The sequence below is a fragment of the Ruminococcus sp. 1001136sp1_2201st1_G3_2201SCRN_220225 genome (assembly GCF_040924365.1).
In the GTDB taxonomy this organism is placed as follows: domain Bacteria; phylum Bacillota; class Clostridia; order Lachnospirales; family Lachnospiraceae; genus Blautia_A; species Blautia_A faecis.
Window position 1 is genome coordinate 23631 of record NZ_JBCOME010000009.1, and the last position, 19223, is coordinate 42853.

Below are 19223 nucleotides of genomic sequence, written 5' to 3' on the forward strand. Positions count from 1 at the left end.
TTGAAAGATAAAATAGAAGTGGGAATGCTGTCACCTCTGATGGCAGAGTTTATTCCGGACTATTCAGATATTGTGAATCTGGATGATGCGGAGCCATTGGAAGGACCTGACCTGGTGCAGTATCAGACATCCATCGCAGAAAAGGTTGACGAGATCAATCGGCTCGGTATGCCTGACAACCAGCCATGCAACCTGATCGATTATTTTGACCAAAACAAGGACATTAAGGAAAAAGTGGAACGCATTACAATGGCGGTAAAGGAACAGGAGGGCGTTTTATATGGCTGTGCAAACCTGACACTCCGGGAGAATCTGACACCAGAGGAATACCGTGTGGTGGGGCAGTATCTGAGAGGGCAGTACAGCGATGGCTGGGGAGAAAGTCTGGAACAGCGGGAGATCAAGGTAGACGGTGGTGAATTATACTTACATTTCTATGTTGGTGCCGGCTCGGATTTCCAGATACAGGTGAAAGCACCGGAAAACGGTGTGCAGGAAAAGCAGCCGGAACAAAAGCCGTCCCGTCCAGAACTTAAGCTCTTAGGGCATGACGGAAATATTTTCTCAACCCTTGGGGATGCCGCAAGACTGCTTAGACGTGCCGGGATGTCCGAACAGGCCAACGAAATGGCGGATCGTGTCCACAAGAGCAGCAATTACTATGAAGCGCTGGGAATCATCAGCGAATACGTGGAAACCGAGCTGTCGGACCACCGTGAACAGCCCAGAACGCCAAGAAAAGAAACACTGAAAAAAGAGGATACCTGCCGATGAGCAGTTCCATAAAGAAAAGCACTTCCAGAGAAATCTGGAAAATAAGCGACCGAAAGGATGATGCCTATGGGAAATACCCTGAAACTTGAAGATCTTTTAAAACCGGACTGTGTGCCGGATGAGTCTGCCGGAGGGGAGAACTGGCGTATCCTGCATGGAGATACCTTAAAACTGGTCAAAGGATTCCAGCCGGGGATCTTTGATGCAGTTATAACCGATCCGCCCTATGCGTCCGGGGGAACCAAGCAGAACGAACGCAACCGAACTACCAACCAGAAGTACAGCAGCATGAAAGCAGAAAATGCCCTGCCGGATTTTGATGGGGATAATAAAGACCAGCGTTCCTGGACCCACTGGATGGCAGAATGGCTGTACGATGTGCGGAAAGCCTGCAAGAGAGGGGCTCCGATCTGCCTCTTTATTGACTGGAGACAGTACCCGTCCATCACCGATGCCCTCCAGTGGGCAGGGTGGATCTGGAGAGGGACTGCCGTCTGGGACAAGGGGAACTCCCGTCCGCAGAAAGGCAGATTCCGCCAGCAGGCAGAATATATTGTATGGGGAAGCAACGGACCGATGCCGATCAACCGCCCGGTGTCCTGCCTTCCGGGTGTGTTCCGTTATGGGAATCCCCAGAACCGCATCCATGTGACAGAAAAGCCGCTCCAGCTGATGAAGGATGTCATCCAGATCTGTGAGCCGGGCGGCCTGATCTTAGACCCGTTTGCCGGAGCTGGTACTACCATCCTTGCGGCGGCAGAGTCGGGGTTTCAGGCAGTCGGCATTGAAGTGACCGATTCGTATTATAAGCTGGGAAGCGACCGTGTCCGCATTGCACTGGAAGCTGGGGAAGAAGCGGAAAACAAAGAACCACAGTAGCCGGATGTCTGGCAGACATCTGAAAAAGAGAAGAAAAGAATCCAGATGTCCACAAGACATCCACAGAGCGGAATGCTTTGTGGGTGTTTCTTTTTGGAAAAACGCCGGGCAGAGGAAACCTGTCCGGCCAGGAAAGGAGATGGTCGTATTGGAACAGGCACTTGCTTATGTCTGCTGTTCTGCAGAAGAAGGAAAGACCAAAGTACAGCGGTACTGCCGGAAGATCTACGAACTGGGATATGTGCCGATCTGCCCGCAGTACAGCTTTTCCCCATTCCTTGATGACGGGGATGCAGAGGATATGCAGGCCATGCGGAGAATGTCCCACCAGATATTAAGGCGGTGCAGGATGGTGGTTGTCTGCGGAAAAGAGACCACCGGGACGATGAACACGGAGATCAGCATGGCTGACAGACTCCATATCATCTGTACCACACTGGATGGGTTGAGCAAAATCAAGGAAAATGAATGATTCAGAAAAACGACTGGTTCAGAGGGGACGAAACCGGATGCGACTGGTTTTGCAAGCATAGCGTTTGGATATCCAAACGCACTTTGGGGAGAACCCCAATCCCCCATACCGAGCCGTAAACAGACGAAAGGAGAACGAAAAAATGTTGGGATTTATACTTGGCACAATGACCGGAGGAGTAATGGGCGTTTTTGCAATGTGTCTTTTCATAGCTGGAAAACGTGAGGATGAGGCACTGGAGCGGTGCCGGATGAAACCAAAGGAGATCATTGACCACGGCGTGTGCATCTGTTTTGTAAACAGCCAGGGAGAGGAACTGTTCCGTCTGGCAGACGGGGAAAGCCTTGTGCAGAATGCCCCAAATGGAGAGCGGAACGTATCCACCTGCCACTATCTGGATGCCGATTCTGCTATGATTGATGGGAAAAAATGGAACCTCCTGGAATTCGCAAAAGAGATGGAAAAGAGAGGGATCATGTTCGCCCCGATGGAGCTGTGCCAGGTATCGGAAAGGGGGTGAGGCCCATATGAAGAAAAAGATCATTGCTGCAGCGGTAGCCATCGGCGTCCTGGCAGGTTTCCTGATCTGGAAAAATCGTGAAATGTAATGACGCAACCAATAACCCGTTGGAAAGCAGGTGAAGAGATGAGAAAAAGGAACCATGTGATACCAGTCCGCCTCAATGCAAAAGAGCTGCGTTTTCTGGAAGAGCAGGTAGAAAAAAGCGGCCTGTCCCGTGAGGAATACATCCGTTCCATTGTCATGGGTGGCGAAGTCCGGGCAAGACCCTGTGAGCATCATACGGAGCTTTTGCGGAAAATATCCGGTCTGTGCAACAACGCCAATCAGCTTGCCCATGTAGCCAACGGCTGTGGGATGGCCGGGGAAGAGAGTATCCGGGAAATGCTCCGCATGACGAAAGAGACATGGAGGCTGGTCAAAGAGGAATGGTAGCCGATGGCATACACCAGTATCATCCCGGTCAGCCGTCTGGACAATTCCATCACGTACATCCGAAACAAGGATAAGACCACCAAGAAAGGGCAGAGTGCCGGCTCTCTGGAAGAAGCCATCGATTACGCCATGAATCGGGACAAGACGGAGCGTTCCGTTTTTGAGGATGCCATCGGCTGCGTCTGTGAGACTGCCTATCAAGATATGGTAGCTACGAAGAAACGATACCACAAGATGGACGGAGTACAGGGGTACCATCTGGTGCAGAGCTTTGTCAAAGGGGAAGTCACCCCGGAGCTTGCTCACCAGATCGGCATGGAAATGGCAGAAAGGCTCCTTCAGGGAAAATACGAAGCAGTCATCACCACCCATCTGAATACGGAGCATTACCACAACCACATCGTGTTTAATTCCGTGAGCATGGAAGATGGGAAAAAGTACCACAGCAACAGCAGGAGTTACTATGAGGATGTGCGGAAAGCTTCGGATGCCTTATGCCTGAAATACGGCTTATCTGTCATCGAACCGAAAAACGGCAAAGGGAAATCCTATGCACAGTGGATGGCAGAACAGGACGGAAAGCCGACCTGGAGAACCTCGATCCGTCTGGACATCCGGGATGCTGTGGCAGAGAGCTTCACATGGAAACAGTTTCTGGAACAGATGAAGCAGAGGGGATACCAGTGGAAGCTGAACCGGAAGTACATTGCATTAAAAGCACCGGGGATGGAACGGTATATCCGTCTGCGGAGCCTTGGGAAGCATTACTCGGAAGAGAGCATCCGGCAGTGGATCTTGCAGCCCAAGAGCAGGATACCTGCTGGAAAAGAAGGAGATTCCAGATTCCCGAAAAAGAAGTTAAAAGGGATACAGGCCCTGTACTATTCCTATCTGTACCAGATGGGTGCACTAAAGCAGAAGCCGAAAAGGATCTCCCCGGTGCTCCGGGCAGACATCCGAAAACTGGATGCCAGGATCGAGCAGATGGAATTTCTACAGAAGCATCAGATTACTAGCCGTGAAGAGCTACTCGCCTACCGCACATCGTTGGAAGAGAGGGTACAGGCACTCACGAAAGAGCGGAAGCGGCTCTACCGGAGCGAACCGGACAGTGTCAGGATCGGTCAGATCACCGAAGAACTGAAGCCGCTTCGAAAGGATATCCGCATTTGTATCCGGATCGAACAGCAGTCCCAGGAGATGGAAGAAAAGATGCGTCTGGCAGAGCAGATCCAGAGACAGGAAGAAGAACAGACGGAGAAAAACAGAAAACCGAGAACAGAAAGCAGGTGAACAACATGAATTATGGAGGCGATGCGGCGGACCAGATCGTCCGGTATTCCCTAGACGGCGTGGACCACGGGCTCAGGCTTTCGGGTACGCTGGCAAAGCATCTGGCGGTATTTGTTGCCGCCGTATTAAAAGACCAGAAGAAAACGAGGGGCAAGACCAGAATGGTGCGGATGTTAAAGGAGAACAAGCCATTGAAGTTCTTCACTGTGCCATCTGACCGCCTGCGTGAATTCTGCAGTGAGGGCAGGAAACGAGGACTGCTCTATGTGATCATCCGGGATAAAAAGAACCCGGAGATGAGCGAGGTCATGGTCTTTGCCGATGATGCAGCCAAAGTCAACCGTGTCATGGATAAGATGAACCTTGATTTTGTAAGGAGCGAAGTCGGGGAAGCTGTCCATGAGGTAACCGCCGGAATGGAAGCACCGGAAACCGAAGCAGTACAGGAAACTGTGCAGATGCCGGAGGGCGAGGTGCAGTTTGAAATCAGCGATCTGGACGAAGCATTCCAGGTCGGTGACATGGACTTTTCTGAAGAGGAAAAGAACCAGAATCATCCCGAAAAGGAGTTTTCCGAACCGGAAAATTTTATCCCGGTGCAGGAAGAGGGGGAAGAGAATCTGTCCGGCTCTTCCTTGCACAGCAGAAATATTTCTACCGGGCAGGAAAAAGGGACTGATGCAGGGCAGAGGGAACAGGAGCGTCCCAGTGTCCGCCGGGAGCTGGAGAACATCAAACGGGAGAAAGCAGAGGAATCCCAGAAGCGGAGCCGGGAAAAGAACCGTGGACCAAGGAAAACGCAGAAGAAAGCAAGAAAGAAACGAAAGGTGAAAGCGAGGTAGGAGATGGACCTGACAAAATTTTTAGGGCAGGACTCGCAGGAGCAGTCCGCCCAGCGGTTATCGAAAGAAGAATATGCCGCACAGAAAAAGCAGGAGAGGGAAGAAATCTGGGGTATGATCGATGGAAAGGCACAGGAGGTCTTCCAGAATGGGGACTCCTTAAAAGGATTCCTTGATTTTATGGGACAGTGCAAGCCGCAGAGGACAGACAACCTGTTCCTGCTTTATGCACAGAATCCGGAGATCCGGCAGGTCAAGACCTTTGAAAAATGGAAGGAAGAAGGCAAGGTAGTCAAGACCGGAAGCAAGGGATACAACTTCATTGTCGGACAGGAATATGAAAAGGACGGTGTCATCCAGCAGGGGTACTCCATCCAGAAAGCCTATGACATCAGCCAGATCCGTACCAAGCAGCCAGAAGAGGCAGAGCCAAAGCCGATGGACCAGCTGATGGAAGCACTGCTGACCGACAGCGAGGTACGGATTCAGATCGCAGACAATCTGCCGGATAAGGTACAGGCACAGTACATCCCGAATAAGCGGACGATCTATGTCCGAAATGGCATGAGCGAAAATGCAACGTTCCATTCCATCAGCCGGGAGCTGGCCTGTGCATCCCTTGACCATCACGATGGAAGCTACAGCCGGGCAGGGGTATCGGCACAGGCCTATTGTGCGGCGTATGTGACAGCACAGAAATACGGCGTGGATGTCTCCGGTTTTTCCTTTGACAAGGTATGCCAGATGCAGGCATTCGGACAGAAAGATCCGAAAGAACTCCGCTCCTTTATCCAGGATGTAAAGAGTGCAGCCTATTCCATTGGCAAGCAGGTAGACCGCAACCTTGGCAAAAGCGAGCAGGAATTTATGACCGATGAATTTGCCATCCCGGAGGAAAAAACGGAGAAACCTGCCAAGAGTAAAAAGTCTCCGGAACGCTGATAAAAAGGGGCTTTTCCGGCTCTTTTGCAGTAGCTTTCCGGGAGGAAGTGTGGTATGTTGTGGTTGAGAAAAAAGAGGAAAAAAGGAGGCTCGCCTATGACAAGAATGCGATATGTAAAGATGGACCGGATCATGAACCACATGCTGATCCATGCACTCCGGGAAGTGTTCCGGCAGGAAAAAGAACAGGGGCTTCCGGTGGATACCACACGGGATCTGGTTCTGAAGCTGGCAGAGCAGGAAGAGGGAAAGCTCTACCTGACAGAAGCCGAACACAGCAAATCCGTGGAAGCCTTAAACCAGCTCCGGGACACATACCTGAAAAACGGACGCTATTCCGATGGGATCGACAGCGTCCTGTTAAAGATCATGAAATCCAGATACCGCCCATACCGTGGAAGGGGAAGATGAAGAAAGGATGTGGTACAAATATACAGAAATATGACACAAGAAAGAATAGAAGCCATGCGGAGAAGATATCCGCCGGGAACCGAGGTCACGCTTAACAGCATGGAGGGGGAGAGCCACATGCCACCCGGCTTAAAAGGTAAGGTGGATATGGTAGACGATGCAGGGCAGATCCACGTAAACTGGGAGAATGGAAGCAGCCTTGCCCTCGTTCCGGGAGTGGACAGCTTCCACATTACGGACCTGCCAAGAGCAGAGAGGCCCAAACAGCAGCCATCCCGGTAACAAACAGCCGGAAGTCAGACTGGGTGATTTGGCTTGCCGGACTGCCTGTCATCTGGTGGGTAGCAATCCTGCTTGCGGATGCCATCCAGCCGGGCAGGAATCTTTTCGAGCTGATGGAGGTTCTCACAGAAAAGCTGAACCATCCCTTCCAGTTTCATTATACGGAATACACCATCAAGTCGATGCTGGTCTGCACGTTACTTTACGCAGCCGGGATCGGCATTTTTTATTCCAGTCAGAAGAACTACCGCAGAGGGGAAGAACATGGCTCTGCCAGATGGGGCGATGCCCGGCAGATCTGTAAGAAATATAGCAAGAAGCCGTACTCCCAGAACATCCTGCTGACACAGAACTTCCGCATTAGCCTTGACACCCACAAGCACCGCAGATGTCTCAACATTCTCGTAGTGGGAGGCTCCGGTGCAGGAAAATCCAGAGGCTTTGCCCTGCCAAACATCATGCAGTGCTGCTGTTCGATGGTCATTACAGACCCCAAAGCGGAGCTGCTCCGAAAGACAGGGGGCTTGCTGGAGAAAAAGGGATATGAGGTGCGTGTCTTTGACCTCATCAATCCCGACACATCTTTTTGCTACAATCCATTCGAGTATGTCCACGATGACAAAGACGTGCTCCGTCTTATTTCCAATCTGATACAAAACACCACACCCAAAGGTTCCCAGTCCTCCGATCCCTTCTGGGAGAAGAGCGAAACCGCACTGCTTCAGGCACTGATGCTGTATCTGCTCCACGAAGCTCCGCCGGAAGAACAGAACTTCGCCATGATTATGGAGATGTTAGGCTCGGCACAGGTAAAAGAAGAGGACGAGGACTACGAGTCCCCTCTGGACATTTTGTTTGACCGTCTGGAGATGCGGGACCCGGACAGCATTGCCGTCAAGCAGTATCACATTTACAAGCAGGCGGCAGGAAAGACCGCCAAGTCCATCCTGATCAGTGTAGGTGTCCGGCTGGCAGCCTTCAATCTGCCGCAGATTGCCAAGCTGACCAATACTGATGAACTGGATCTTTCCAACATGGGAGAAAGAAAAGTTGCCCTTTTCTGCTGTATCCCGGATGCAGACACCTCTTTGAATTATCTGGTAGGCATGATCTACAGCCAGCTTTTCCAGACGCTTTATTACATGGCAGACCGTGTGCATGGCGGTGCCCTCCCGGTTCCGGTCAACTGCATCATGGATGAGTTTCCAAACGTATCCCTGCCAAATGAGTTTGAGAAGATCCTGGCAACCTGCCGTTCCCGTTCCATTTACTGCAGCATCATCATCCAGAACATGAGCCAGCTAAAGGCTCTGTTCAAGGACTCCTGGGAAAGTCTGGTGGGCAACTGCGATGAGTTTTTGTACCTGGGCGGCAATGAAAAAGAGACACACAAATATGTATCAGAATTACTGGGGAAAGAAACCATAGACACCAACACCTACGGGCAAACCAAAGGAAAATCCGGCAGCTACTCCACCAACTTCCAGCAGAGCGGAAGGGAGCTGTTACAGCCGGATGAAGTCCGTATGCTGGATAACCAGAATGCACTTCTGTTTATCCGCGGGGAGCGGCCCATACTGGATGCCAAGTATGACCTGATGAAGCATCCCAACATCCGGTATACCGAGGACGGAGGTGCCGGCCCGTTCAATTATGCGAAAGCACCGCTGGCGCATGACGATTTTACATTTGACGAAACAAGATATGACGATTACGAACTGCTTCTGGATGAGGACATCATCGGGGAGCTTTTTTGATGGGAGGAATGCCAATGAATTTACTGAAAAATAAGAAACACACAGAAATCAGGAAAGAGACCGCACCGCTAAAGATGAAGAGAGGGCAGAAGAAACTGTTTGCTCTGTATGCAGTCATGGTACTGTCGATCTGCATTGGGGCGACCTGCGTTTATGCCGCAGGCGATCCGCTGACCGTAGTCAATAACCTATCCACGTTTATCTTTTCCCTGATCCGCGCCATTGGCCTGATTCTGCTGGGATTTGGTATCGTGCAGGTCGGTCTGTCCTTAAAGAGCCACGATCCAAGCCAGAGGGCAAACGGATTTTTGACACTGGCAGGCGGTATCATCATTACCTTTGCAAAAGAGATCCTGGACCTGATCATGGGATAGGAGAAGAGTCCAGAAGGGGAGCCATGCGAAATGCCGGCTCCCTGCTCACTTTTGAGGATGGGAGGTGAAACTGTTTGAGTGATAACTGGATCGTACAGAATCTAAATTCTGCCTTGCAGACCTGGAGCGACAAGCTGGCTGAAATCTGGACACTGCTGACGCAAAGCCCGGAGAATTTCAAGGGCGGGGCAATCTGGAGCGTGATGACGAACATCAACGGTGGACTGAAAGCCATCGGGTACGGCCTGCTGGTTCTGTTCTTTGCGGCAGGGCTGGTAAAAACCTGTGGGAGTTTCACGGATATGAAAAAGCCGGAACACGTAGTGAAAGCCTTTATCCGTTTTGCACTGGCACAGGGAGCCGTTATGTCCGGCATGGAGCTTCTGACAGCGATCTTTTCCATTGTGCAGGGCATCGTGACCAACATCATGTCCCACTCCGGGATGGCAGGGGGAACCGTAACGGAACTGCCCTCGGAGATCGTGGACAAGATCGAAGCGGTCGGGATGCTGGAATCTATCCCTTTGTGGATCGTAACTTTATTAGGAAGCCTGCTGATTACGGTATTGTCATTTGTCATGATTCTGACTGTATACGGGAGAATGTTTAAGCTGTATATGTACACAGCCATCGCACCGATTCCATTGGCAACCTTTGCCGGGGAGCCAACCCAGTCTGTAGGAAAGAACTTTATCCGTTCCTACGCCGGGGTATGTCTGGAAGGAGCCATCATCGCACTGGCCTGCATCATCTTTTCGGTGTTTGCATCAAGTCCGCCGGCCATCGGGGACACCAGCCTGTCCGCCGTGACCATTGTCTGGAATTACGTCGGGGAACTGGTATTTAACCTGCTGGTACTGGTCGGGGCAGTCAAGGCATCCGACCGTATCGTAAAAGAAATCATGGGATTATAGGAGGCGAAAAAAATGGAAGAACCAAAGACACTGAGCTACGACTGGCAGTATGGCCGGGAGGAATTATTTCTCAGGGTAGACAGTTACATGAGCGATGACAATCTCTATATCGGGCTTTACCATATGGAAGATGGATACCCGGAAAGCTTTGCAGACCTTACGGTAAACCTGCCTTTTGCTCCGCTGGGCGGTATCAATGAAGCCTATATCGACCACAATTTCAGCAAAGAAAAGCTTCGTTTTATAAAGCAGCATAAGCTGGGAACGATACAGCCGGATACCGCATCCTCCGGTTACTGCATCTTCCAGAGGGTTGCATTCGACCTGAAAAAACTGGCAGAGCTTGATCCGGAAGGAACAAAAAGATTTATGGAAAGAAATGGCATCCCGCAAAGGGATGTACCAAAACAGAAACAAAAGAAAAAACAGAGATTACAAAGAGAAAGGTAGGAAACAACATGGAAGTGAAAATGAATAAAGAAATCCGAGACTATCAGGAGTCAATGTTCTGGGGCTTAAGCTTCCGGCAGTGCTTATTTTCGGTACTGGCGATCCTGGCAGCCCTTGGAATCTATTTTGTCACCCGGAAATATGCCGGGGAACAGGTAACCGGATGGCTGTGCGTGCTTGGGGCGGCTCCCTTTGCAGCCTGCGGCTTTTTCCGTTACCACGGCATGACGGCAGAACAGTTCGCATGGGCAGTCATCAAATCCGAACTGCTGTACCCGAAACGGCTGGTATTCAAATCAGAGAACCTGTACTTTTCCTGCATGGAAGAGAGCCTGCGGCTGGGTGAAAAGATGATGGGAAACGGAGCGGAACTTCTGGAAAAGAAGCGGACGAAACAGAAGAAACCAAAGAAGCGAAGAGGAAGGGGTGATGCCTTTGATTAAAACCCTGAGTCAGACACTGAAACAGGACAAGGAAAAATTTAAAGTACCGAAGTCTGTCCAGCAGGCCATCCCGATTCGCAAGATCTGGCCAGATGGTATTTTTCAGGTGGAGAGCAAGTATTCCAGGACATTCCGGTTTACGGATATCAACTATTCCATTGCCAGTAAAGCGGATAAGACGGAAATGTTCCTGGACTACTCTGAACTTTTAAATGCACTGGATTCTGGCTGTACGGCGAAGATCACCCTGAACAATCGTAAGATCAACAAGGAAGAGTTTGAGCAGTCCCTGCTGATCCCGATGAAAGGGGACGGTCTGGACGAGTACCGGAAAGAGTACAATGACATGCTCCTTTCCAAGATCTCCGGTACCAACAACAGTATCTACCAGGAACGCTATCTGACCATCAGCGTCCACAAGAAAAACATCGATGAAGCCAGAACCTATTTCGCACGTGTGGGAACGGACATCATCACCCATCTGGCCAAGCTGTCCTCTATTGGGGAAGAGCTGGATGCAGAGCAGAGGCTACAGATCTTCCGGGACTTTTTCAAGGCAGACGTTCCACAGAGTTTTCCATTTGACATGAAAGCCTTTGCGAAAAAAGGACACAGCTTCAAAGACTGGATCTGCCCGGACACAATGGAATTCCATAACGACCATTTCAAGCTGGGCGAGCAGTACGGCAGAGTCCTTTTTATGGAAGATTACGCCAGCTATGTAAAGGATGAGATGATCTCCGAACTGTGCAGCCTTGGCAGGAACCTGATGCTGTCCATTGATATCATCCCCGTACCGACAGACGAAGCGGTGCGTGAGATCCAGAACCGACTGCTGGGCGTGGAGACAAACGTCACCAACTGGCAGAGACGCCAGAATGCCAACAATAACTTTTCAGCCGTAGTTCCCTATGACATGGAGCTGCAGAGAAAAGAGACCAAGGAAATGCTGGACGATCTGACCACCAGGGATCAGAGGATGATGTTCGGCATCCTGACAATGGTACATATGGCAGACAGCAAGAAACAACTGGACTCCGATACGGAAACCCTGTATTCCATTGCGAGAAAACACCTCTGCCAGATGGCAACTTTGAAGTGGCAACAGGTCGATGGACTGAATACCGTCCTGCCGTATGGCCTGCGGAAAATCGATGCAGTGCGTACCCTTACTACAGAATCCACCGCCGTCCTGATCCCGTTCCATACGCAGGAAATCATGCAGCCGGGAGGCATCTATTATGGGCAGAATGCCGTCAGCAAAAATATGCTGGTGGCAGACCGAAGGAAGCTGTTAAACGGCAACTCTTTCCGACTGGGTGTCAGCGGCTCCGGCAAGAGCTTCTCGGCAAAAGAGGAGATCGTAGACCTTGCCCTTTCCACGGAAGATGACATCCTCATCCTCGATCCGGAGTCGGAGTTTGCTTCTCTGGTGGAAGCCTTAAACGGAGAGGTCATCCGGATCTCGGCAACCTCGGATACCCATCTGAATGCACTGGATATGGATTCTGCCTATGGCAATGACCGAAATCCTCTGATTGAGAAGTCAGAATTTATCCTTTCCCTGTTTGAGCAGCTCGTAGGAGCCGGAAACCTTTCGGCAAAGGAGAAATCCATCCTTGACCGCTGCACCGCAGATGTGTACCGGGATTATATGAGGGGCGGTTACAAAGGGCAGGTGCCGACCTTAAAGGACCTGTACCGACAACTCATGCTCCAGCCGGAGGAAGAAGCCAGAGGGCTGGCTCTGTCTTCGGAACTGTTTATCAATGGCAGTCTGAACACCTTTGCCCAGGAAACCAATGTCAACACGAAGAGCCGTATCATCGACTATGACATCCGGGAGCTGGGCGAACAGCTGATGCCCCTTGGCATGCTGGTCACATTGGATTCGATTTTTAACCGTGTGATCCAGAACTGGAAGAAGGGAAAAACGACATGGATCTTTGCGGATGAGTTTTATCTGCTGTTCCGCTATGAATACAGTGCGGACTTTTTCTACCGCCTGTACAAGCGTATCCGTAAGTATTCCGGATTTGTAACCGGACTTACCCAGAACGTTGAGGAACTTCTGAAATCCGATACCGCCCGCCTGATGCTGGCGAACAGTGAGTTCCTGATCCTTTTGAATCAGGCTACCACCGACCGGGATGAGCTGGCGGCACTTCTGAATATTTCAGACAATCAGTTATCCTACATCACCAATGTGGGTGCCGGCCATGGTCTGATCCGCTGTTCCGGGAATCTGGTGCCGTTTGAAAATTCGTTTCCAAGAAATACAAAACTGTACCGCCTGATGACAACCAAGCCGGGCGAAGCGTAAGAGCGGGACAAGCCGGGACTGGAGGTGAGAGATGAAGGATATCAAAACCAAAGAAGTTACAACAAAACCAAAGACCAAAAATCCTGCCTCCAGAATCCCCAAGGAGCTGATGCGGACGGCCATACTGGAGAGCAAGGAAAAATCCCAGACCATCGCAAATGCCAGGGACAATGACATGGGAGAACAGTCCCCATCCGAATATGCCAGTGGGAAAGTCACATCCGCAGAGGAATGGGCTGCAAGAAAGACAGGCAGAACTGTAACCAGAGCCGGAAAGACAGCCGCACAGACTTCCTACGAGAAGATCAAACAGAGAGCCGCTGGCAAAAAAGAAGCGGAGAAAGAAACCGCCAGAGGAACAGGGGACACACAGACCGCCAATCCTGCCAGCCGGGAAGCTCAGGAAGCACAGATCCGGGAAGTACAGATCCAGGAAGCCCAGCGGCAAAAGGTGGTTTCAGATGCCGTCAAAACGAAAGAGCAGAAGATCCGGGCTGCCAGGGAGACACCAAGAATCCAGAACAGACAGGAAATAGCAGAAATGAAGCAGCTCTCCATCCGAGAACAGAGCCGGAAGAAGGAAGCAAAAGATACAGTAAGGCAGACCGCCATCCGACAGAAACAGCCGGAAACCATTCGGATTAAAGAAAAACCAAGGAAACAGCCGGAGCCGAAAACCATACAGAAGCGTATCATCAAGACGGCTCCCCAGTCTGCGAAGATCAGCGTCCAGCCAGAGCAGAAGCTCCGTGCGGCCAGCTCCAACGCCCTGACAGCCCGGATGCAGAAGCAGATGGAACGAAGGGCAGCGAAACAGGCGGCGAAGAAAGCAGCCTTGCAGACTTCTGATGGAATCCGTCGGATACAGAAAACGGCAAGGGCAGGGGAGAATACATTCAAGGCAGCTAGGGCCACCGTGGAAGTGGCAGCGAAAACCGTGCAGTCCATGATGGCTGCACTGGGAGCCGCCGGAGCAGTTATCGTTCTTTTATTGGTTATCATGGTTGGAATCATTGGCGGTGCGGCATTTTCAGGAAGCTCAGAGAGCAACGAAGCATTGAGTCAGGAAGTCCTTTCCTATACAACAGCTATCCAGAAATATGCCAACCAGTACGGAATCCCCGAATACGTTTCCGTGATACAGGCGATCATGATGCAGGAATCCGGCGGCCGGGGAACCGATCCCATGCAGAGCAGTGAGTGCCCATACAACACCCGGTATTCCAACAGCCCGAATGCCATCCAGGATGCCGACTATTCCATACATGTAGGAATCCAGTATTATGCGGACTGCCTGAAGGAAGCCGGATGCACCAGCCCCCAGGACATGGATAAGCTGAAGCTGTCCCTGCAAGGGTATAACTACGGCAACGGATACATAACGTGGGCGCTCCGAAACTACGGGGGCTACAGTGCAGAAAATGCTCTGCAGTTTTCCAATGATCAGGCTGCTTCGCATGGCTGGAGTGCCTATGGCGATCCAGAATACGTCCCTCACGTCCTGAGGTATTATTCCAGCGGCGGATTGTTTGCCGGCCTGTTTGGAGGCAACGGCCAGATCGTATCCGTGGCACTTACCCAGCTTGGAAATGAAGGAGGCCAGAAGTTCTGGTCATGGTATGGATTTGACAGCCATGTGGCGTGGTGTGCCTGCTTTGCCAGCTGGTGTGGGGATCAGGCAGGACTGATCGAGAGCGGCAAGATGCCGAAGTTCTCCCTATGCGATGATGGGATCGCGTGGTTTCAGGGCAAGGGAAAATGGAAGAGCAGAGGATATTCGCCAGCACCCGGAACCCTGATCTTCTTTGACTGGAACGGGGACGGAACCTCAGACCATGTGGGAATCGTGGAGAAAATTGAGGGAAGTACCGTATATACGGTAGAGGGAAACTCCAGTGATGCCGTGAACAAGAGAAGCTATGATATCAATAACGGAACGATCATGGGATACGGCATACTTTGAAAATTAATATGTTGACTCTTAGAGAGTAGTCAATAGTTTAGATTACCTTGACTAAAAAACAAATATAAAGTATTATGTGATTAGCTTCGACTAACTAGAAAAAGGAGGGCGCACGATGACAAACCAATATATGACGAAGCTGTATCACGATCTGCTCTCCAACTCTCCGCAGACAGTGACAATAGATATTCCGGCTGATATGGGAACAGGTCAGATTTCGCAAGTTGTTACAAAGCAAGGAGCAGTTGTTTCGGACTGGAAAATGAATTATTTTTCAGATATGAACGTGCAGGGAGTGAGTAGCGAAGAATACATTCAAATGTTGTTCTGCTTCAATGATGGTGTTTCCTGGAATATTGCAGATAGCCGACAAAGTATCAGCATACAAAAAGGTGAGTCCTGTATTTATCGTGGACACGGGAAAATGGAATATCTGTGCTATTCCAAACAAAACGATTTCCTTTTCAAAAATGTAAAAGTACCACTGTCGTATTTCCGTAAAATTATGAATGACTATTTTGATGTTGGTGAGATTGAGGTTTATCAGAAAAAACTATTGGAAGGTATATCAAAAGTAGGTATTACTCCCTATATGGAGCACATTTTTGCGGAACTGAAAGACTTCACGCAATATCGCGGCGGATTGGGATACCTGTTTTTGGAAAGCAAAGTTTTTGAGTTGTTATCTGTATATTTGAGTGAGATTTTGGAACTGAGTATTCTTGCGTCAACTTATATAGCAATTTCCAGAAGTGACCGAGAATCCATCATAGAAGCGAAGAGAATCATTGACAGTCAGCTTGCTTTGGCACCAAGTTGTGAGGAATTGGCTCGAAAAGTCAATATTAGTACTTCAAAATTGTCAAAGGGTTTTTCCTCGCTGTTTGGAACATCGGTTCATGCGTATATTATAGATCAGCGATTGGAAAAGGCGGCAAGTCTACTATTAGAAAGTAATTTGAACGTAAGTCAGGTGGCAGCATTTGTAGGCTATTCAAAACCGAGTAACTTTGCTTCGGCATTCAAAAAGAAATATGGGGTAATTCCTAAAAACTATAAAACGGAAAATACGATTGGTTAAAATTAAAAAATACCGATTTTGGGTAGAATAAAACCGTTTTTGGGTTGGAAATGTAGGCGTAAATTGTTATTATATGTGGTGTAGTTAGAAAATGCTAACTACACCATTTTTTAGATAGGAGGATACTGGTATGAGTTCCCAGAAAAAAAGTTCCCGGCTTGAGGGAAAAGATTTAATTACTATCGGCATCTACACCGTCATCTATGTCGTCATTGTTATGCTGGTGGCGATGCTTGGCTTCATCCCCATTTTTATTCCGCTGATGGCGGTGCTGTGTCCTTTGATTGGCGGCATCCCCTATATGCTGTATGTTACAAAGGCTAAAAAATTCGGGATGACTGCAATCATGGGTTTCCTGATTGGCCTAATCATGGTGTTCTTCGGCAACGGCTATCTTACTATGGTAACTGGTCTTGTTGGCGGCCTGTTGGCTGACGTGATCCTGAAAAAGGCAGACTACAAAAGTGCAAAGAGTACAGTTCTTTCCTGCGGTGTGTTCAGCATCTGGGTGTTTGGCAACTTTGCTCCCATTTTCCTGAACCGTGAAAGCTATATGGTAATGCTGACTGAAGGATACGGCGCTGAATATGCAGCTACCCTTAATACATATATGCCTATGTGGATTGCGCCTATTCTGCTGGTTGCCTGCTTTGTGTTTGGCCTTGTCGGAGGTATGATTGGGAAAGCCATTTGCAAAAAGCACTTCCAGCGTGCCGGTATTGCATAATGGCGCGGGAAATTCTGCTCAGCAAAAAAACAGAACAAGGGTTGCGGCTCGATCCGCGTACAAAACTGTTGCTCATCTTCATCATAAGCATTTTTGTCATGGGTGGAACAGGCGGAGAAGCTATGGGACTGATCCGCCTTGTTCTTTGTGTAGTTCCGGCTATATTGCTGCTCACCTCGAAACAATGTGCAAAAGCTGTGGGCTATATTGCTGTGTTTTCTGTTTTTTATGCTGTCCAAATTTATGTTTTGCCGCACCTTACGGGGATATTGAATTTCCTTGTTCTGTTTACAACAGGATTCTTCTGCCGAATCCTTCCCAGTGTTGCGATTGCTGCCTATGCAGTGAAAACAACAACGGTCAGTGAATTGATTTCCGGCATGGAAAGAATCCATATGCCTAAAGAAGTGACGATCCCCTTAACGGTCATGTTCCGCTTCTTTCCAACTGTCTTTCAGGAGTCAGAAGCAATCAGTGACGCTATGAAAATGCGTGGGATTAAACTTGGAGGGAAAAAATCTTCAAAAATATTGGAGTATAAGCTGATCCCGATGATTACCTGCTCCGTGAAAATCGGTGAGGAACTTTCCGCTGCGGCAATTACCCGTGGCCTCGGCGCTCCTGTCAAACGCACAAACATTTGCCAGCTTAAATTCAATTTTGCCGATGTGGTGCTGATCTTGTTTTGTTGCTTTGTAGTGTTTTGGGCGATTGCTTCCCCGATAATTTCCGCAGGAGGGATTTTGCCATGATAGATTTTCAAAATGTTTCTTTTTCTTATGGTGAAGAATCCAGCGGCGGAGGGATTAGAAATGTCAATCTCACCATAAACACAGGGGAATTTGTTTTACTCACGGGAGAATCCGGCTGTGGGAAAACAACGATTACCCGTTTGGTAAACGGGCTGGTGCCTCATTATTACGAGGGCAATTTAGAGGGCAATGTCCTTCTGGACGGAAAAAGCGTATCAGATACGCCGCTTTATGACTTGGCTGCTATGGTGGGATCTGTATTCCAGAATCCCAAAAGTCAGTTTTTCAACGTGGATACGGATAGTGAATTAGCCTTTGCCTGTGAAAATTTAGGCTATCCTCAGGAGGATATCCTGAAAAGGATTGACCGGACAGTTTCCGATTATCATATTGAAGATTTGATGGGGCGAAGCGTGTTTGCTCTGTCCGGAGGCGAAAAGCAAAAAATAGCCTGTGCTTCATCAAGTGTATTGCTGCCGGGAATTATGGTCCTGGACGAACCATCTTCTAATTTGGATATGGCTGCTATTGATGACCTGCGGCAGGTCCTAAGCCTCTGGAAAAAGCAGGGCAAAACAATTCTGATCGCAGAACACCGCCTTTACTACCTTCACGATCTTGCAGATCGTGTGCTGTATGTAAAAGATGGGGAGATTGAACGGGAATACACGCCTGCTGAATTTGACAGCTTATCGGATGGCACTCGAAAAGAAATGGGGCTGCGGCCGTTTTCTCTCTCGAAGTTGAAGCCTGCGAATCAGTATCAGGCGCATACAGCTAAACAGATGGAATTTCAAAATTTCTGCTTTGCGTATAAAAAGCGGGAACCGGAAAGCCTCCATATTCCGAGTGCAGAACTGCCTGTTGGAGAAACGATTGCCATTATCGGTCTGAATGGCGCTGGAAAATCTACTCTGGCCCGCTGTATTTGCGGACTGGAAAAGAAGTGTGGCTTTTTGCAGGTTGACGGGAAAACCCTTGATTGGAAAGCCCGGCTCAAACATTGCTACATGGTAATGCAGGATACCAGCCATCAGCTATTTACCGAAAGCGTGGCGGATGAAGTGCTTCTGAGCATGGACAACAAGGATGAAACTGTTGTGGATAAAATCCTTAAACAGTTTGATCTGCTGGAATATAAAGACAGGCACCCGCTTTCTCTTTCCGGCGGGCAAAAACAGCGGGTAGCGATCGCGTCTGCCATTGTGAGTAACCGGGAGATCATTGTGTTTGACGAACCAACAAGCGGGCTTGATCTCAAACATATGCGGGAAGTTGCGCGGAGTTTGAAGTCACTCGCGGATCAGGGCAAAACGCTTCTTGTTATTACGCATGATCCGGAGTTGGTGATGGCGGGATGTTCGTATGTAGTCCATATGGAAAAAGGGCAAGTAAAAGAAAGCTATCCATTGGACGAATCCGGCAGTAAAAAGGTTTTGGATTTTTTCCGAATCCGCCAGTGAATTTTAGAAATTATGAATGTCAGGGCCGCCTTGACTGGACAGAAAGATAATGATAAGAGGCCGCTTTACTTTGGCGGCCGCTTATTTTTGAAGCACAGACAGTACGGCTCAATATAAGGAGGGCTT

The 19223-nt window shown here is 49.4% G+C and carries 21 protein-coding genes; all 21 read left to right on the forward strand.

Going from position 1 to position 19223, the window contains the following annotated elements:
• Entirely contained in the window at positions 1 to 774 is a 774-nt protein-coding gene (locus tag AB5642_RS04865; RefSeq protein WP_071849526.1) for a hypothetical protein, read from the forward strand.
• Between the two features lie 57 nt (positions 775 to 831).
• Entirely contained in the window at positions 832 to 1653 is an 822-nt protein-coding gene (locus AB5642_RS04870) for a DNA methyltransferase (RefSeq protein WP_055147705.1), read from the forward strand.
• A gap of 139 nt (positions 1654 to 1792) precedes the next feature.
• Positions 1793 to 2125 carry a hypothetical protein gene (locus tag AB5642_RS04875; RefSeq protein ID WP_044920437.1) on the forward strand — a complete coding sequence of 111 codons (333 nt, stop codon included), beginning with the start codon at positions 1793 to 1795 and terminating at the stop codon, positions 2123 to 2125.
• A 142-nt stretch (positions 2126 to 2267) separates the two neighbouring features.
• Positions 2268 to 2645 (forward strand): DUF3789 domain-containing protein, encoded by a 378-nt coding sequence (locus tag AB5642_RS04880; RefSeq protein WP_025577043.1) that lies wholly within the window; start codon positions 2268 to 2270, stop codon positions 2643 to 2645.
• A gap of 126 nt (positions 2646 to 2771) precedes the next feature.
• Positions 2772 to 3080 carry a plasmid mobilization relaxosome protein MobC gene (gene mobC / locus AB5642_RS04885; RefSeq protein WP_019162193.1) on the forward strand — a complete coding sequence of 103 codons (309 nt, stop codon included), beginning with the start codon at positions 2772 to 2774 and terminating at the stop codon, positions 3078 to 3080.
• Positions 3081 to 3083: 3 nt separating this feature from the next.
• A complete protein-coding gene (locus tag AB5642_RS04890) occupies positions 3084 to 4373 on the forward strand; it encodes a relaxase/mobilization nuclease domain-containing protein (RefSeq protein WP_008400045.1) in 1290 nt (429 codons plus the stop codon).
• Positions 4374 to 4378: 5 nt separating this feature from the next.
• Positions 4379 to 5215, forward strand: a complete 837-nt coding sequence (locus AB5642_RS04895; RefSeq protein ID WP_008400044.1) for a PcfB family protein — start codon at positions 4379 to 4381, stop codon at positions 5213 to 5215.
• Positions 5216 to 5218: 3 nt separating this feature from the next.
• Positions 5219 to 6157, forward strand: coding sequence for an ArdC-like ssDNA-binding domain-containing protein (locus tag AB5642_RS04900; protein ID WP_008400043.1), 939 nt, complete (start codon positions 5219 to 5221; stop codon positions 6155 to 6157).
• Positions 6158 to 6253: 96 nt separating this feature from the next.
• Positions 6254 to 6568, forward strand: a complete 315-nt coding sequence (locus AB5642_RS04905) for a hypothetical protein (RefSeq protein WP_015513376.1) — start codon at positions 6254 to 6256, stop codon at positions 6566 to 6568.
• A gap of 30 nt (positions 6569 to 6598) precedes the next feature.
• Positions 6599 to 6850 carry a DUF4314 domain-containing protein gene (locus tag AB5642_RS04910; protein ID WP_015513377.1) on the forward strand — a complete coding sequence of 84 codons (252 nt, stop codon included), beginning with the start codon at positions 6599 to 6601 and terminating at the stop codon, positions 6848 to 6850.
• Positions 6841 to 8607, forward strand: a complete 1767-nt coding sequence (locus AB5642_RS04915; protein WP_349093466.1) for a VirD4-like conjugal transfer protein, CD1115 family — start codon at positions 6841 to 6843, stop codon at positions 8605 to 8607. Before AB5642_RS04910 ends, AB5642_RS04915 begins: the two co-directional genes overlap by 10 nt.
• Positions 8607 to 8981 carry a hypothetical protein gene (locus tag AB5642_RS04920; protein WP_008400039.1) on the forward strand — a complete coding sequence of 125 codons (375 nt, stop codon included), beginning with the start codon at positions 8607 to 8609 and terminating at the stop codon, positions 8979 to 8981. The genes AB5642_RS04915 and AB5642_RS04920 overlap by 1 nt, the downstream gene beginning before the upstream one ends.
• Before the next feature lie 74 nt (positions 8982 to 9055).
• Positions 9056 to 9895 carry a hypothetical protein gene (locus AB5642_RS04925; RefSeq protein ID WP_008400038.1) on the forward strand — a complete coding sequence of 280 codons (840 nt, stop codon included), beginning with the start codon at positions 9056 to 9058 and terminating at the stop codon, positions 9893 to 9895.
• Between the two features lie 12 nt (positions 9896 to 9907).
• Positions 9908 to 10345, forward strand: coding sequence for a DUF4313 domain-containing protein (locus tag AB5642_RS04930; protein ID WP_147518579.1), 438 nt, complete (start codon positions 9908 to 9910; stop codon positions 10343 to 10345).
• 8 nt (positions 10346 to 10353) lie between these two features.
• Positions 10354 to 10788 carry a PrgI family protein gene (locus tag AB5642_RS04935; RefSeq protein WP_008400036.1) on the forward strand — a complete coding sequence of 145 codons (435 nt, stop codon included), beginning with the start codon at positions 10354 to 10356 and terminating at the stop codon, positions 10786 to 10788.
• Positions 10775 to 13111, forward strand: coding sequence for a VirB4-like conjugal transfer ATPase, CD1110 family (locus AB5642_RS04940; RefSeq protein ID WP_008400035.1), 2337 nt, complete (start codon positions 10775 to 10777; stop codon positions 13109 to 13111). The genes AB5642_RS04935 and AB5642_RS04940 overlap by 14 nt, the downstream gene beginning before the upstream one ends.
• 31 nt (positions 13112 to 13142) lie before the next feature.
• The gene (locus AB5642_RS04945; RefSeq protein WP_147518578.1) at positions 13143 to 15074 is read left to right on the forward strand and encodes a lysozyme family protein; all 1932 of its coding nucleotides are present in this window, start codon (positions 13143 to 13145) and stop codon (positions 15072 to 15074) included.
• A gap of 115 nt (positions 15075 to 15189) precedes the next feature.
• Positions 15190 to 16155 carry an AraC family transcriptional regulator gene (locus AB5642_RS04950; RefSeq protein ID WP_015535749.1) on the forward strand — a complete coding sequence of 322 codons (966 nt, stop codon included), beginning with the start codon at positions 15190 to 15192 and terminating at the stop codon, positions 16153 to 16155.
• A 130-nt stretch (positions 16156 to 16285) separates the two neighbouring features.
• Positions 16286 to 16882, forward strand: coding sequence for an MptD family putative ECF transporter S component (locus tag AB5642_RS04955; protein ID WP_015535748.1), 597 nt, complete (start codon positions 16286 to 16288; stop codon positions 16880 to 16882).
• Complete coding sequence (locus tag AB5642_RS04960) at positions 16882 to 17634, forward strand: energy-coupling factor transporter transmembrane component T (RefSeq protein WP_015528444.1); 753 nt, start codon at positions 16882 to 16884, stop codon at positions 17632 to 17634. The genes AB5642_RS04955 and AB5642_RS04960 overlap by 1 nt, the downstream gene beginning before the upstream one ends.
• Positions 17631 to 19097: an ABC transporter ATP-binding protein gene (locus AB5642_RS04965; RefSeq protein ID WP_147518577.1), complete on the forward strand. Its 1467-nt coding sequence runs from the start codon at positions 17631 to 17633 to the stop codon at positions 19095 to 19097. Before AB5642_RS04960 ends, AB5642_RS04965 begins: the two co-directional genes overlap by 4 nt.
• Positions 19098 to 19223 lie beyond the last annotated feature (126 nt).

What these genes read in the sequence shown, in the direction of transcription:
- AB5642_RS04870 (WP_055147705.1), top strand. Translation starts at nt 832, where the DNA reads ATGATGCCTATGGGAAATACCCTGAAACTTGAAGATCTTTTAAAACCG.
- AB5642_RS04875 (WP_044920437.1), top strand. Translation starts at nt 1,793, where the DNA reads ATGGTCGTATTGGAACAGGCACTTGCTTATGTCTGCTGTTCTGCAGAA.
- AB5642_RS04880 (WP_025577043.1), top strand. Translation starts at nt 2,268, where the DNA reads ATGTTGGGATTTATACTTGGCACAATGACCGGAGGAGTAATGGGCGTT.
- mobC (WP_019162193.1), top strand. Translation starts at nt 2,772, where the DNA reads ATGAGAAAAAGGAACCATGTGATACCAGTCCGCCTCAATGCAAAAGAG.
- AB5642_RS04890 (WP_008400045.1), top strand. Translation starts at nt 3,084, where the DNA reads ATGGCATACACCAGTATCATCCCGGTCAGCCGTCTGGACAATTCCATC.
- AB5642_RS04895 (WP_008400044.1), top strand. Translation starts at nt 4,379, where the DNA reads ATGAATTATGGAGGCGATGCGGCGGACCAGATCGTCCGGTATTCCCTA.
- AB5642_RS04900 (WP_008400043.1), top strand. Translation starts at nt 5,219, where the DNA reads ATGGACCTGACAAAATTTTTAGGGCAGGACTCGCAGGAGCAGTCCGCC.
- AB5642_RS04905 (WP_015513376.1), top strand. Translation starts at nt 6,254, where the DNA reads ATGACAAGAATGCGATATGTAAAGATGGACCGGATCATGAACCACATG.
- AB5642_RS04910 (WP_015513377.1), top strand. Translation starts at nt 6,599, where the DNA reads ATGACACAAGAAAGAATAGAAGCCATGCGGAGAAGATATCCGCCGGGA.
- AB5642_RS04920 (WP_008400039.1), top strand. Translation starts at nt 8,607, where the DNA reads ATGGGAGGAATGCCAATGAATTTACTGAAAAATAAGAAACACACAGAA.
- AB5642_RS04930 (WP_147518579.1), top strand. Translation starts at nt 9,908, where the DNA reads ATGGAAGAACCAAAGACACTGAGCTACGACTGGCAGTATGGCCGGGAG.
- AB5642_RS04935 (WP_008400036.1), top strand. Translation starts at nt 10,354, where the DNA reads ATGGAAGTGAAAATGAATAAAGAAATCCGAGACTATCAGGAGTCAATG.
- AB5642_RS04940 (WP_008400035.1), top strand. Translation starts at nt 10,775, where the DNA reads ATGCCTTTGATTAAAACCCTGAGTCAGACACTGAAACAGGACAAGGAA.
- AB5642_RS04945 (WP_147518578.1), top strand. Translation starts at nt 13,143, where the DNA reads ATGAAGGATATCAAAACCAAAGAAGTTACAACAAAACCAAAGACCAAA.
- AB5642_RS04950 (WP_015535749.1), top strand. Translation starts at nt 15,190, where the DNA reads ATGACAAACCAATATATGACGAAGCTGTATCACGATCTGCTCTCCAAC.
- AB5642_RS04955 (WP_015535748.1), top strand. Translation starts at nt 16,286, where the DNA reads ATGAGTTCCCAGAAAAAAAGTTCCCGGCTTGAGGGAAAAGATTTAATT.
- AB5642_RS04960 (WP_015528444.1), top strand. Translation starts at nt 16,882, where the DNA reads ATGGCGCGGGAAATTCTGCTCAGCAAAAAAACAGAACAAGGGTTGCGG.
- AB5642_RS04965 (WP_147518577.1), top strand. Translation starts at nt 17,631, where the DNA reads ATGATAGATTTTCAAAATGTTTCTTTTTCTTATGGTGAAGAATCCAGC.